10 protein-coding genes and 1 pseudogene are annotated in these 13,379 nt (G+C 62.3%); 10 read left to right on the top strand and 1 reads right to left on the bottom strand.

Translation table 11 applies throughout. The annotated features are described in order from the left end of the window. Window position 1: 1 nt before the first annotated feature. Window positions 2-1,381: an efflux RND transporter periplasmic adaptor subunit gene (locus K320_RS0115900; protein ID WP_024539810.1), complete on the bottom strand. Its 1,380-nt coding sequence runs from the start codon at window positions 1,379-1,381 to the stop codon at window positions 2-4. A 108-nt stretch (window positions 1,382-1,489) separates the two neighbouring features. Between K320_RS0115900 and K320_RS0115895 the strand changes: the two genes are divergently transcribed. The 10 genes and pseudogenes from K320_RS0115895 to K320_RS0115845 all read left to right on the top strand — a co-directional run. Continuing rightward, window positions 1,490-1,873: a hypothetical protein gene (locus K320_RS0115895; RefSeq protein ID WP_024539809.1), complete on the top strand. Its 384-nt coding sequence runs from the start codon at window positions 1,490-1,492 to the stop codon at window positions 1,871-1,873. Between the two features lie 271 nt (window positions 1,874-2,144). After that, complete coding sequence (locus K320_RS0115885; RefSeq protein ID WP_024539808.1) at window positions 2,145-4,304, top strand: type I restriction-modification system subunit M; 2,160 nt, start codon at window positions 2,145-2,147, stop codon at window positions 4,302-4,304. After that, complete coding sequence (locus K320_RS0115880) at window positions 4,301-5,335, top strand: PDDEXK nuclease domain-containing protein (protein ID WP_024539807.1); 1,035 nt, start codon at window positions 4,301-4,303, stop codon at window positions 5,333-5,335. Before K320_RS0115885 ends, K320_RS0115880 begins: the two co-directional genes overlap by 4 nt. Beyond that, window positions 5,332-6,561 carry a restriction endonuclease subunit S gene (locus tag K320_RS0115875; protein WP_029696241.1) on the top strand — a complete coding sequence of 410 codons (1,230 nt, stop codon included), beginning with the start codon at window positions 5,332-5,334 and terminating at the stop codon, window positions 6,559-6,561. Before K320_RS0115880 ends, K320_RS0115875 begins: the two co-directional genes overlap by 4 nt. Beyond that, window positions 6,558-7,071, top strand: a pseudogene (locus K320_RS18245) (zeta toxin family protein). Before K320_RS0115875 ends, K320_RS18245 begins: the two are co-directional and overlap by 4 nt. Continuing rightward, entirely contained in the window at window positions 7,068-7,277 is a 210-nt protein-coding gene (locus tag K320_RS18240) for a hypothetical protein (RefSeq protein ID WP_024539805.1), read from the top strand. The pseudogene K320_RS18245 and the gene K320_RS18240 overlap by 4 nt, the downstream one beginning before the upstream one ends. 13 nt (window positions 7,278-7,290) lie before the next feature. Then, window positions 7,291-8,364 carry a PDDEXK nuclease domain-containing protein gene (locus K320_RS0115860; RefSeq protein WP_024539804.1) on the top strand — a complete coding sequence of 358 codons (1,074 nt, stop codon included), beginning with the start codon at window positions 7,291-7,293 and terminating at the stop codon, window positions 8,362-8,364. A gap of 42 nt (window positions 8,365-8,406) precedes the next feature. Next, entirely contained in the window at window positions 8,407-11,727 is a 3,321-nt protein-coding gene (locus K320_RS0115855) for a type I restriction endonuclease subunit R (protein ID WP_024539803.1), read from the top strand. A 37-nt stretch (window positions 11,728-11,764) separates the two neighbouring features. Beyond that, window positions 11,765-12,274 (top strand): O-acetyl-ADP-ribose deacetylase, encoded by a 510-nt coding sequence (locus K320_RS0115850; protein WP_024539802.1) that lies wholly within the window; start codon window positions 11,765-11,767, stop codon window positions 12,272-12,274. A 138-nt stretch (window positions 12,275-12,412) separates the two neighbouring features. After that, window positions 12,413-13,379, top strand: a 967-nt coding sequence (locus tag K320_RS0115845) for an IS481 family transposase (protein WP_024539801.1), incomplete at its 3' end; no start/stop codon positions are given.

Genomic DNA, 13,379 nt, shown 5'->3' with positions numbered 1-13,379 from the left:
CTCACTGCGCGCTCCCCTGCTGGCTACGCCGCTGCGCGAAGAAGGCACGGCGCTCCTCCGGCGTCATCTTTTCCACCTTCTCGCGCAACTCGGGTGGCAGGCGGCTCAGGTCAGGCGCTTTCTTTTCAGTAGCTGCTTGCGCTTGCCCATCCTGCGCTGCAGGCGTTTTTTGTTCATCCGCCAAGCGCACCTTGCCGCCATCTTTCACACGGTCGCCCCCTTCGGAGACCACGCGCTCACCGGTCTTCAGCCCCTGCGTAATCAAGACCTGCTCGGCGTTGGCCAGGCCCTTTTTCACCGCTCGGGTGTGCGCCACCTGCTCCTCGTCAATCACATAGACGTAATCGCCCTGCGGCCCGGTACGCACCGCCGTCACCGGCACCAGCACGCCCTCGTCCTGCCCCAATTGCAGCCGCGCGTTGACGAACTGGCCCGGGAACAACGCCCCATCGGCATTGGCAAAGCGTGCCTTGGCGCGCACCGTGCCGGTGGCGGTGTTCACCACGTTGTCCAGCGTCAGAAATTGCCCCTGCGCCAGCGGCTGCGTGCGCCCACGGTCCAGCGCCGCCACTGGCAGTTTTCCTCTCTTGTGCGCCGCCTGTACCGTGCCCAGGCGTTCCTGCGGCACCGAGAACACCACGTCGATCGGCGCCATCTGCGTGATGGTGGCAATGCCGCCCGCCGTGCCGCTGCTCACCAGGTTGCCCGGATCGACCGCACGCAGGCCGATGCGCCCGCTGATCGGCGCGCGGATCGTCGCAAAGCCCACGTTGAGCTCGGCCGAGCGCACGCTGGCGCTGTCCGATTCCACCGCGCCTTCGAGCTGCTTGACCAGCGCCGCCTGCGTATCCACGTCCTGGCGGGCGATGGAATCCTGCGTCAGCAACTGCTGGTAGCGCGAGAGCGTCAGTTTCGCTGCCGTCAATTGCGCCTCATCGCGCGCCTTCTGCCCGCGCGCCTGGGCAAGCTGCTGCTCATAAGGCCGCACATCGATGCGCGCCAGCACCTCGCCCTTCTTGACCATCTGCCCTTCGGTGAACAGCACTTCGGTGAGCACGCCCGAGACCTGCGGCACCAGCGTGGAGGTGATTGGCGGCGTGACCGTGCCCAGCGCATCCACCACGATGGGCAAGGCGCCCTGCGACGCCACGGCCGAGCCTACCGTCACGCTGGCGCCGCCGCCCCCGCCACCGGGCGGGCCGCCGCGCCCTGCTCCGAAGCCGGACGGTGCCGCGGCAGGCGCCTTGCCTCGCTGCACCAGCCACCACGCCCCTCCCGCCAGCAGCGCGATCACGATGAGGGTCAGAAAAACCGAGAGGCCCTTGCGGTGCGGGCGCGCCACGGGCGTGGCGGCGTGAGAAATATCGGTGGATTCGGCCATGTGCTTGCTTCTTGTGTGCGGCGCCCTGCATCGTAGCCAGCGGGCGCAAGCGGGCGGTATGCGGTACTTGAAGAAATGTAAAGGGAAGGTGCGCCCCACAATGGGGCCATGCACCCCGCCCTTCGCCTGCTGCTTGCCTGCCTCACCGCCTGGGGCAGCTGGTGGTTGTTGCACATCGCGTTCGCATTCTTCCCGGTCTTGCGCTGGCCGGTACAGCAGGCCGTCGTGGGCCTGTGCGCGCTGGTGCTGGGTGCCACCGTCTGGTGGGCTGTGCGCCCGCAGGCACCGGTCGGCCTGTTCAGCATCCTGCGCACCGCAGCCAAATGGGGGGTGATCGGCTTTGCGCTGGGCTTCTTTGGTCCCATGGTGCTTGCGCCGGGCGCCAACCAGGGGCCGATGCTGGGGTTCTTCACCGGGCCGGCGGCGCTGGTGGGGGGTGGCATTTATGCCGCTGTACGTGGATTTCGGCCCGGCGAATCCGATGCAGATTGAAAAACGCACTTGTACACGGCGGCGCTTTGATCCCACCAGCCCTTGAGGCCCAGAGTTCGCGCCTACCCATCCGACGCCTCTGTACCTATGATCCACAGAACCCTACGTGCTCGAATCCGCAACATTTCGCTGCGCGAGTACGTGGGCACGTGATGACGCACGCCCCGAATCATTCGCTGCTGTACGCACTTCGCCACCAAAGCCAGCTTTCTTTTGATTTTCAGGCGCTGTGGCCCAGCCACTGACAAGCCAGCGCACGCACAAAGACACCATGGATTACCAACAGCTCCAACAACTCGAAAACGACCTGTGGGCCGCCGCCGACCAGCTGCGTGCCAACTCCAAGCTCACGGCCAGCGAATATTCCATGCCCGTGCTGGGCCTGATCTTTTTGCGCCACGCCACCACGCGCTTTTACGACCTGCTGCCCGAGGTAGAAAAAGCCGTGCCAGCCCGCGCCACCGGCGCGCTGCGCGAAGACCGCATCAAGCTCGGCTTTGCCGGCAAGGCCGCCATCTACCTGCCCGAAGCCGCGCGCTACGACCACCTGGCCGCGCTGCCCGCAGGCACCCACGTGGGCGCGGCGATACGCGACGCCATGATCGCCATCGAGGCCTCGGTCACCGATCAGCAAGGCAACAAGCTGCTGGAGGGCGCGCTGCCCAAGGACTACCTGGGCCTGGAGCAAGACCTGCTGGCCGAGCTGGTCAAAATCTTCAACCGCCCGGCGCTGCAAACCGCCCAGGGCGACGTGTTCGGGCGCATCTACGAATACTTTCTGAACCAGTTCGCGCAAAGCGGCGCGCAAGAAGGCGGCGAATATTTCACGCCCCCCAGCCTGGTGCGCATGATCGTCAACGTCATCGAGCCCGACCACGGCACCGTGCTCGACCCCGCCTGCGGCTCGGCCGGCATGTTTGTGCAAACCGGCCACTTCATCGAAGAAGTGCGCCACCAGCACACGGTGGACACCGACATCACCTTCTACGGCCAGGAAAAAGCCGACCTCAACAGCAAGCTCGCCCGCATGAACCTGGCCGTGCACGGGTTGGAGGGGCAAATCCGCATAGGCAACACCTTTTATGAAGACCAGCACCAGCTGCTGGGCCGCTGCGACTTCGTCATGGCCAACCCGCCGTTCAACGTGGATGGCGTGGACACGAAAAAAATCGAGTCCCAGGTCAGCCCCACGGGCCGCCTGCCCTTTGGCCTGCCCGGCACCAACGGCAAAACCGGCGCCATCAGCAACGCCAACAGCCTGTGGATTCAGTACTTCTACAGCTACCTCAACGCCACGGGCCGCGCCGGTTTTGTCATGGCCTCCAGCGCGTCTGACGCCGGCAACAAAGACCGCGATATCCGCGAGCAGCTCGTCAAAACCGGCCATGTGGACGCCATGGTCGCCATCGGCAACAAATTTTTCTACACCCGCAGCCTGCCCTGCACCCTGTGGTTTCTGGACAAAGGCAAGGGCGATGATTTGCAGGGCCAGGTGCTGATGCTGGACGCGCGCAACGTCTATACCGTCGTCTCGGCGCGCTCACACGTCTTCAGCGAAGAGCAACTGGCCAATCTCAACGCCATCGTCTGGCTCTACCGGGGCGAAACCGACAAATACCGCGCCCTGCTGGCCCGCCACCAGGAGCAGGCGCACAGCTGGCTGGCGCAACTGCCCCAATGCCTGGCAGACGACGACGCCGCCGTGCAAACCCTGGCAGATTTGCTGCAAGCCTTTGCCGACAACGCCACGCTGGCTGAGCTTAACGCCGGGCAGGAAAGCCCCATCACCGTTGTGCAGTGGCAGGCCTTCAAAGACGAGCTGGCCTCCGCCCTTGCCACCCCCGCCCCCGGTATGCCTCCCTCGCCCCTCTGGGGAGAGGGCTGGGGTGAGGGGCCAGCCGCCCAGCAAGCCCAGCTCGACGCCCTGCAACCCGCCCTCAAAACCACCGCCAAAGCCTTGGAAGCCCGCCACAAACAATGGCTCAAGCTGCTGGAAACGGCAGAAAAACCACTGCGCGCCCGCCAAAGCAAAGCCTGGGACGCCAAGGCCATCCGCGAAGCCAAACGCGCCCTGCAGCCCGCAGACGCTAGCAAAACAGAAGCTGCCAGCGTTTGCCAGATAAGCGCTACAGCCCTAAAACAGTCGCAATACTTCATCCACCAAGGCCACTGGCTGCACAGCCGCTTTCCTGATGGCTACTACCAGGACGTGCCCGGCCTGTGCAAAGCCGTCACGCAAGACGAAATTGCCGCCAACGACTACTCCCTCACCCCCGGCCGCTACGTGGGCGTAGCTGCTGCGGCAGAGGACGACGCCGAAGACTTTGCCGAAAAAATGCGCGAGATCCACGCCGAGCTGGCGCAGTTGAACGACAAGGCGGTGGAGCTGGCGACGCGGATTGCCAGTAATTTTGAGGAGCTGCTGGCATGACCACACCCGTCCCCAGTACCGGCTACCAAGACCTGCTCGCGCAAATTTCCAGCACCTACGCCAGTGGCCGCCAGCAGGCCGCGCAGGCGGTCAACAGCTTCCTCGTGCAAACCTACTGGCAAGTGGGGCAGCACATTGTCGAGTTCGAGCAAAACGGCAAAGACCGCGCCGAATACGGCGCTGGCCTGATGCACCGCCTTTCCGCCGACCTGCGCACGCGCCACGGCAAGGGTTTTAGCCGCAGCAACCTGATCTCCATGCGGCAGTTTTATCTGCTCTACCCAAAAAGCCAGAAGCCTTCTGGCTTTTTGAGCTGGTCGCACTATGTAGAGCTGATCCGCATGGACGACCCGCTGGAAAGAGGCTTTTATGAGCAGCAAGCCATTGCCGAGCGCTGGTCTGTGCCCGAGCTCAAACGCCAGTACGCCAGCGCCCTCTTCCTGCGCCTGGCCGCCAGCAAAGACAAGGCGGGCATCCTGCAACTGGCCCGGCAAGGCCAGCGCGTCGCCACGCCGGAAGACCTGCTGCGCCAGCCCTATGTGTTCGAGTTTTTGAAAATACCGGAAACAGCGCAAGTTTCCGAAACCCAGCTGGAAACCGCGCTGATTGAAAATTTGCAGCACTTTTTGCTGGAGCTGGGCAAGGGCTTTACCTTCGTCGGGCGGCAATACCGCATCACCGTGGGCGGCACGCATTACCGCGTGGACCTGGTTTTCTACCACCGCATCCTGCGCTGCTTTGTGCTGATCGACTTGAAAATGGGCGACGTGCAGCACCACGACATCGGGCAAATGAACCTCTACCTGGGTTACTTCGCCAAGGAAGAAAACACCCCCGACGACCAGCCGCCGATCGGCATCATCCTGAGCCGCAACAAAGACGAGCTGCTGGTGGAATACGCCACCTACGGCATGGACAGCCAGTTGTTTGTGCAGAAATACCAGTTGTATTTGCCGGACAAGGAAGAGCTGCGGCGGGAGATTGAGCTGAGTTTGCGGGCAGCGGGGGATGCTGAGGGGGTGGTGGGATGAGTTGGCCCAAACTTCCCTTGGATCAGCTTGGATATGTGTCCCGTGGCCGATCTCGTCATCGTCCACGTAACGACCCGACCCTGTATGGAGGCCCGTACCCTTTCATTCAAACAGGGGATGTGAAGCACGCGAATTTTCGGATTACAGAACACACAGCGACATACAGCGACGCAGGTTTGGTTCAGAGCCGCTTATGGCCAAAAGACACGCTTTGCATCACGATTGCTGCCAACATTGCCGACACAGCCCTGCTTGCGTACGAAGCATGTTTTCCTGACAGTGTGATTGGCTTCATCGCAGACAAGGAAAAGGCCGATCCGCGCTTTGTGAAGTATTACTTCGACATCATTCAGCGTGAGCTACAGATGGTGTCTCAAGGCGCAACTCAAGATAACTTGAGCCAGGAAAAGTTGCTGTCTTTCGGAATTGTCTGTCCGCCAATTGAAGTACAGCGTCAAGTTGCTGAAGTGCTCTCCACCTACGATGACCTCATCACCACCAACCAGCGCCGCATCGCCTTGCTGGAAGAAGTTGCCCGCCGCCTCTACCGCGAATGGTTTGTGCATCTGCGCTTTCCTGGGCATGAGCAGGTGCCGGTGAGGGATGGGGTGCCGGAGGGGTGGACTCAAGGCTCTGCCCATGATTTCATTTCAATCTTGAGTGGTGGCACGCCAAAAACCAGTACTGAGCACTATTGGGATGGCGGCATTCCGTTCTTCACGCCGAAAGATAGCCCAGATGCGTTTTACGTTCTTGACACCGAAAAAACATTAACCGAGAGCGGTCTAGCCAATTGCAATAGTCGTCTTTTTAAGAAGAACACCACATTTATTACGGCACGCGGTACGGTCGGCAAAGTAGCATTGGCGCAGAAGCCAATGGCTATGAATCAATCTTGCTACGCGCTGGTGCCAAAACAGGAATACGACAATTTATTTCTGTTTGCTGCAATCAAAGATGCTGTCGAGCATTTCAAACAAGTTGCTGTCGGCGGTGTTTTTGATGCAATCGTGGTAGATACCTTCAAAGTAATTCCTTTTGTTTTGCCCGATGCGGCGATAACACAAGCATTTGGGAGCGCAGTCCAACCACTATTCCGGCAAGTCGAAACACTGCTACTGCAAAACCACGACCTCGCCCAAGCCCGCGACCTGCTGCTGCCCAAGCTGATGTCCGGCCAGCTCGATGTCTCCAACATCCCGCAGCCCGAGGAGAGCATCGCATGAGCGCCCCGCCCCGCGCCCTCATCATTGCCGGCCCCAATGGCGCGGGCAAAACCACGTTTGCCCGCGCCTTTTTACCGGCTGAAGCCGGGCTGCTGCGCTTTATCAACGCCGATTTGATCGCCGCCGGGCTGGCGCCCTTTGCGCCCGAGACGGCTGCCATTCGCGCCGGGCGGCTGATGCTGCAAGAGGTGGCGCACAGCGTGCAGCGCGGCGAGAGTTTTGCGATTGAAACCACGCTGTCCGGCCTGGGCTACTTGCGCCACATCACCGATTGGCGCGCACGGGGTTACTGCGTCACCCTGTATTTTTTGACCCTGCCCGATGCCCAAACCGCCATCCGCCGCGTGGCCGAGCGCGTGCGCCAGGGCGGGCATGACATTCCAGAACCCGTGATTCGCCGCCGGTTTGCACAATTTTGAGCACCATTACCGCCAGGCAGTCGATGACTGGATTCTGTTTGATAACGTCGGCAATGCGCCTATCGCACTGGAGTGGGGAAGCAACCTATGAAATCCACAGATTTTTCTCAGGCACCACAGCATTTGCGCGATGCCTACCCCGCCTTGCTGCGCGCCGCCGACATGGCGCGGCAGGTGGCGATACAGACCAACACCGCCATCGTCATCGTGCAAGACGGCCAGCTGCGGCGCATCACCGCCGAGGAGCTGCGCCAAGGGACGGCACCCATTGCACAGCCGCCTGCTGCGCAGACTTAAAAAAGGGCAATCCATGACACCACCCAACACCTTCGCTGCTCCCGCCAACCCGGCCTATTCTCAATGGCTGGCGCAGCTCAAAACCCGTTTTCGCGCCGTGCAGATCAAGGCGGCGGTGGCCGTCAATACCGAGCTGCTGCAGTTTTACTGGGCGCTGGGGGCGGACATTGCCGCGCAGCAGGCGCAGACGCAGGCGCAGTGGGGTAGCGGCTTTTTGGCGCAGCTCAGCCAGGATTTGATGCGCGAGTTCCCTGAGGTGAGGGGCTTTTCCAGGCGCAATCTGGAGGCCATTCGCCAGTGGCACCGGTACTGGAGCAGCGACGCCGCAATTGCGCAACAAGCTGTAGCGCAATTGGTCACCATCCCCTGGGGGCACAACCTGACCATCCTTAGCAAGTGCCCCACCCCCGCCCAGGCGCTGTTTTACGTGCAGCAAACCCAGGCCCACCACTGGAGCCGCGCGGTGCTGACGCACCAGATTGAAAGCGGCCTGTGGCAGCGCCAAGGCCAGGCGCTGAACAACTTTGCCCAGACTCTGCCCGCGCCGCAGTCTGACCTGGCGGCGCAGCTGCTCAAAGACCCCTATGTGTTCGATTTTTTGAGCCTCACGCCCGAGCACACCGAGCGCGAGCTGGAGGGGGCACTGACCGAGCACATCACGCAGTTCTTGCTGGAGCTGGGCGCGGGCTTTGCCTATATGGGGCGGCAGGTACCGCTGCAGGTAGGCGAGCGCGAGTTCTTTCTGGACTTGCTTTTCTACCACGCACGCCTGCACTGCTACGTGGTGGTGGAGCTGAAAACCGTGGACTTCGAGCCCGAGTTTGCCGGCAAACTCAACTTTTACCTGAAGGCGGTGGACGCCCAGCTACGCGGCCCGCAGGATGCGCCCACCATCGGCCTGCTGCTGTGCAAAAGCCGTGACCGGCTGGTGGCGGAATACGCGCTGTCGGACATCCACAAGCCACTGGGCCTGGCCAGCTACGAGCTGTCTCACACGCTGCCCGAGGCGCTGCGCGACCAGTTGCCCAGCATCGAGCGGCTGGAGGCGGAGCTGGATGCCGATCTGCGTGCCCCGTCAGGCAAATAAGCCACTCTGCCCACTCACCACCACCCCTGACCACCTGCCTGCATGAGCCCCAACCCCTACTCCGAAGACGCCAACATCCAGGAACCCGCCGCCCGGCTGCTGGAGCAGGAGCTGGGCTGGCGCTCGGTCTTTGCCTTCAACGCCGAAACCTTTGGGCCGGGTTCGCTGCTGGGGCGCAACCATGCGGGCGAGGTGGTGCTGGTGCGCGAGCTGGATGCGGCGCTGGCCAGGCTCAACCCCGCGCTGGCGGCCACGCCCGAAGGGCGCGCCCAGCTGGCCCAGGCGCGTGATGTGCTACTGGACACCGACCCAAGCAAGACGCTGCTGCAACACAACGAGGCCAAATGGCGCTGGATGCGCGATGGCGTCACCGTCAAGTCGCCCAGCGGCAATACGGCGCAGGACGTGCATGTGGCGGTGATCGACTTTCAGAACCCGGCGGCCAACGATTTTTTGCTGGTGCGCGAGCTGTGGGTGCACAGCGGGCCGTTCAAACGGCGCTGCGATCTGGTGGGCTTCGTCAACGGCCTGCCGCTGGTGTTTGTGGAGCTCAAACGCCATGACAAGGGGCTGAAGGCGGCATTTGACGACAACTACAGCGATTACAAAGACACCATCGCGCAGCTGTTTCACTACAACGCGCTGGTGGTGGTGAGCAACGGGCTGGATGCGCGCTATGGCTCGATCACCAGCAGTTGGGACCATTTTTACCGCTGCAAGCGCCTGGATGAAGGCGATGCCGACCCGGCACCCCAGCACGATGCGCCGCCGCTCAAGCCCCTGTTGCCCATTTTGCTGCGCGGCATGTGCGCCAAGGCGGCGCTGCTCGATTGGGTGGAGAACTTCACGCTGTTTGATGCCAGCGAGGAGCACACCGTGAAGGTGCTGGCGCGCAACCACCAGTACCTGGGCGTGAACCGGGCCATTGCCAGGCTGCAGGCCGGCGACCTGGGCGACGCCGACGTGCTGGCGGGCAAGCTGGGTGTGTTCTGGCACACGCAGGGCAGCGGCAAGAGCTATTCGATGGTGTTCTTCTGCCAGAAGGTGCACCGCACGGTGTCGGCGGCCTACACCTTTGTGCTGCTGACCGACCGCCGCGAACTGGACGAGCAAATCTACAAAACCTTTGTCGGCTGCGGTGTTTCGACCAGCAAGGGCGACAAGGCCACGGGAGCCGAGGGGCTGGAGCACCTGCTGAAGGACGAAAACCGCCGCTATGTGTTCAGCCTGATCCACAAGTTTCGCCACCGCGTGAGCGCGCCGTGGAACCAGCGCAGCGATGTGATCGTTGTATCGGACGAGGCGCACCGCACCCAATATGGCCGGCTGGCGCTGAACATGCGCATGGCGCTGGCGCGGGCCAAGTTCATCGGCTTTACCGGCACGCCGCTGATTGACGGGCCCGAGCGCAGCGTGACCGAGCAGGTGTTTGGCCCCTATGTGTCGGTGTACGACTTTCAGCGCGCGGTGGCCGACGGCGCCACGCTGCCGCTGTACTACGAGAACCGGGGCGAAAAGCTGCGCCTGGTGGATGCCAGCCTGAACCAGCGCATCGAAGCGCGCATAGACGCCGCCCGCGCCGACGGCGAGCTGACCGAGGAACAGGAAGAAAAGCTCTACCGCGAGCTGGCGCGCGACTACCCGGTGTTCACGTCAGACACGCACCTGAACGATGTGGCGAGCGATTTTGTCGATCACTTTCACCAGCGCTGGCGCTTGATGGAGCCGCCCGTACCAAAGGGCAGCACTCCAAAATACGGCGGCAACGCCAAGGCGCTGCTGGTATGCATCGACAAGATCACCTGCGCCAAGATGGCCCAGCGCATCCAGCAAAAATGGCAGATCAAGCTGCTGGAGCTGCAAACCCAGCTTGCGAAGGAAGAGGCGCACTTTGTCCAGGCGGGCAAGCCCGAAACGGCGTTTGTGGCCCGCCTGCGCGCGCAGATTGCGTGGATGGCCGATACGCAGATTCACCCCGTGTTCAGCCCCGAGCAAAACGAGGTGAAGGATTTTGCTGCAGAGGGCATCGACGTGCGGCCTTACCGCGAGGTGATGGCCAAGGGCATAGGCGGCAAGGCGCTGGACGAATGCTTCAAGAACGGCAAGCACCCGTTTCGCGTGGCGGTGGTCTGCGCCATGTGGCTGACGGGGTTTGACGTCAAGCCCCTGGCCACGCTCTACCTGGACAAGCCCATGAAGGGCCACACCTTGATGCAGGCCATTGCGCGCGTGAATCGCGTGGCGGCACACAAGAAAAACGGCTTGATCATCGACTACAACGGAATGCTCAAAAGCCTGCGCCAGGCGCTGGCCACCTACGCGCAGGGCGAGCAGGGCCAGCCCGCCGACCCGCTGTTCGACGAAGACCAGGCGCTGGCCGAATACGCGGCAGCCATCGGCAAGGTGCAGGCCCACCTGCACGCCGTGGGCTACGACCTGGCGGCGCTGGTGCGCGCCGAAGAAGGGGAGGAAACCTGGGCCGAGCTGCTGAAGGCGCAGAACGCGCTCAGCACCAGCGCCGAAGCCAAAAAGACCTTTCAGGTGCTGGCCGAAGATGTGTTTGACCGCTTTCGGGGCCTGTTCCCCCACCCCGGCCTGTTCGCCTACGAGCCGCAAGACAACGCGATTGCCGCGCTGTACAACCTGCTGCAAAAACCCAAGCCCAAGGTGGACATCACCGCCATCCTGCAGGAGATTCGCGGCGTGATCGATACCGCGCTGGAGGTGACGCCCAAGGGGAAAGCCCAGCTACCCACCAAGCAATACGACCTGTCGCACATCGACTTTGAACGCCTGCGCGCGGAGTTTGCCCAGTCGCCCTACAAGGAAACGGCGGTGCTGACTCTGCAGGAGCGCATCGACGCGCGGCTGGCCCAGATGCTGGCACAAAACCCCAGCCGCATCGACCTGTACCAGCGCTACCAGAGCATCATTGCCGACTACAACAAGGACAAGGACGCCGCTGAAATCCAGCGCGTGTTCGATGCGCTGCTGGCGCTGCACGATGGACTGGACCAGGAGGAGCAACGCTACATCCGCGAGGGCTTTGCCACGCAAAAGGAATTGGCGGTGTTCGATTTGTTGGCCAAGGACAAGGCCCATATCACCAAAGGCGACATCGAAAAAATCAAAAAAGTGGCGCAGGCGCTGATGGACACCGTGGAGCAGCGTCGCCACGAAATGGGCGAGCTGCGCGACCGCGCCTCAGCGCAGGCGCAGATGAAGGCGGCCATCATCGACCGCCTGCTCGATGGGATGCCCGAGGATTTCTCCAGCGAAGACATCGAGGCCCGCGCCGAGGGGGTGTACCAATACGTGCAAACGCAGCTGCCCTACCCCATGCGTTCGGCGGCGGTGCATTGATGCCATATCCTTTGACTACGCCACGATCACTGACGCCATGCAACTGCGCGCCCTTCAGGCCAACATCACCACGCTGCCGGTGGATGCCATCGTCAACGCCGCCAACACCACGCTGCTGGGCGGTGGCGGGGTGGATGGCGCGATCCGCCGCGCGGCCGGCCCTGAGCTGCTGGCCGAATGCCGGCTGCTGAACGGCTGCGCGACCGGCGAGGCCAAGGCCACGAAGGGCTACCGGCTGCCCGCCCGCCATGTGATCCACACCGTCGGCCCGATCTGGCGCGGTGGCGGTTTCGATGAAGCCCGGCTTCTGGCGAGTTGCTACCGCCAGTCGCTGGCGCTGGCCGAGCAGTTGGGTTGCACGTCGATTGCCTTCCCGGCCATCAGCACCGGGGTGTATGGCTATCCCAAACGCGAAGCGGCTGCAATCGCGGTGCGCAACGTGCGGGAACACCGGCCGGGTACGCTGCAGCAGGTGGTGTTCTGCTGCTTCAGCGCCGAAGACCTGTGGCTGTACCAGGAGGCGCTGAAAACCCAGGTTCAGACGTAATTCCACTTCCAAATCATTCGTGTCTAGGTGTCACATCCCGGATGATTGGATAAACAATAAACGCTACCCGCTCTTCATCGCGCGAGCGACGATGGCTGAACTGATAGCGTCATTGCAATCTGCATCCGGGAGTGCTCCATGATCATCGCCTTGCACAAGAACGCACGCACCACGCCTGCGGTGCGTGCCGAGATCGCCGCCAGCAGTGAACCTGCCCACGTGCTTGCTGCCCGCTACGGCGTCAGCCCGTTGTGTGTCTACAAGTGGAAAAAGCGTGAGGTCTTCACCGACCGCTCGCACACGGCGCACCACCTTCAGACGACGCTCACGCCAGCACAGGAAGCGATCGTGGTTGAACTGCGCAAGACGCTGCTGCTGCCCCTGGATGACTTGCTCGCTGTCACGCGTGAATTCCTGTGCCCCGAGGCCTCTCGCTCGGGGCTCGATCGCTGCCTTCGTCGCCATGGCGTGGGCAATCTGCGAGCGTTGTTGCCGCCCGCTCCCAAGGAGCCCGGCAAGACCTTCAAGGCCTACGAGCCAGGGTACGTGCACATCGATGTGAAGTATCTGCCGCAGATGCCCGGTGAGAGCAAGCGCCGCTATCTGTTTGTGGCCATTGACCGCGCTACGCGTTGGGTGTTCGTGGCCATCAAGACGAACAAGAGCGCAGCCAGTGCGCGCAGCTTCCTCAATGCGCTTGCCAAGGCTTGCCCGATCAGAATCAGCAAGATCCTCACCGACAACGGCAAGGAGTTCACCGACAGGCTCTTTGCCAGCCGGGAAAAGCAGCCCAGCGGTAATCACGAGTTTGACCTGCTGTGCAAGGAGCTGGCAATTGAGCATCGCCTCACCCAGCCCAGAACGCCCAGAACCAACGGGATGGTGGAGCGCTTCAACGGGCGCATTGCCGACGTGCTCAGAACGCACAGGTTCATCAACCAGGAAGACCTGGACGCTACGCTGCTGCGCTACGTGCATCTGTATAACCAGCAATTGCCTCAGTCAGCCCTCAAGAGCCAGACCCCGATGCAGACGATGAAACAGTGGTACAAATCCCATCCTCAGTTGTTCCATAGACGACCATATGATCGTCCGGGATGTGACA

The organism is Comamonas badia DSM 17552 (assembly GCF_000484635.1).
Taxonomy (GTDB): Bacteria; Pseudomonadota; Gammaproteobacteria; order Burkholderiales; family Burkholderiaceae_C; genus Comamonas_C; species Comamonas_C badia.
This window is presented reverse-complemented; position numbering and strand designations above follow the sequence as displayed.

Bases quoted from the DNA above. Each gene is read 5' to 3' on its own strand.
- K320_RS18240 (WP_024539805.1), top strand. From the start codon at position 7,068: ATGAAATCCACAGATTTTTCTCAGGCACCACAGCATTTGCGCGATGCC.
- K320_RS0115885 (WP_024539808.1), top strand. From the start codon at position 2,145: ATGGATTACCAACAGCTCCAACAACTCGAAAACGACCTGTGGGCCGCC.
- K320_RS0115860 (WP_024539804.1), top strand. From the start codon at position 7,291: ATGACACCACCCAACACCTTCGCTGCTCCCGCCAACCCGGCCTATTCT.
- K320_RS0115880 (WP_024539807.1), top strand. From the start codon at position 4,301: ATGACCACACCCGTCCCCAGTACCGGCTACCAAGACCTGCTCGCGCAA.
- K320_RS0115900 (WP_024539810.1), bottom strand. From the start codon at position 1,381: ATGGCCGAATCCACCGATATTTCTCACGCCGCCACGCCCGTGGCGCGC.
- K320_RS0115875 (WP_029696241.1), top strand. From the start codon at position 5,332: ATGAGTTGGCCCAAACTTCCCTTGGATCAGCTTGGATATGTGTCCCGT.
- K320_RS0115895 (WP_024539809.1), top strand. From the start codon at position 1,490: ATGCACCCCGCCCTTCGCCTGCTGCTTGCCTGCCTCACCGCCTGGGGC.
- K320_RS0115855 (WP_024539803.1), top strand. From the start codon at position 8,407: ATGAGCCCCAACCCCTACTCCGAAGACGCCAACATCCAGGAACCCGCC.
- K320_RS0115850 (WP_024539802.1), top strand. From the start codon at position 11,765: ATGCAACTGCGCGCCCTTCAGGCCAACATCACCACGCTGCCGGTGGAT.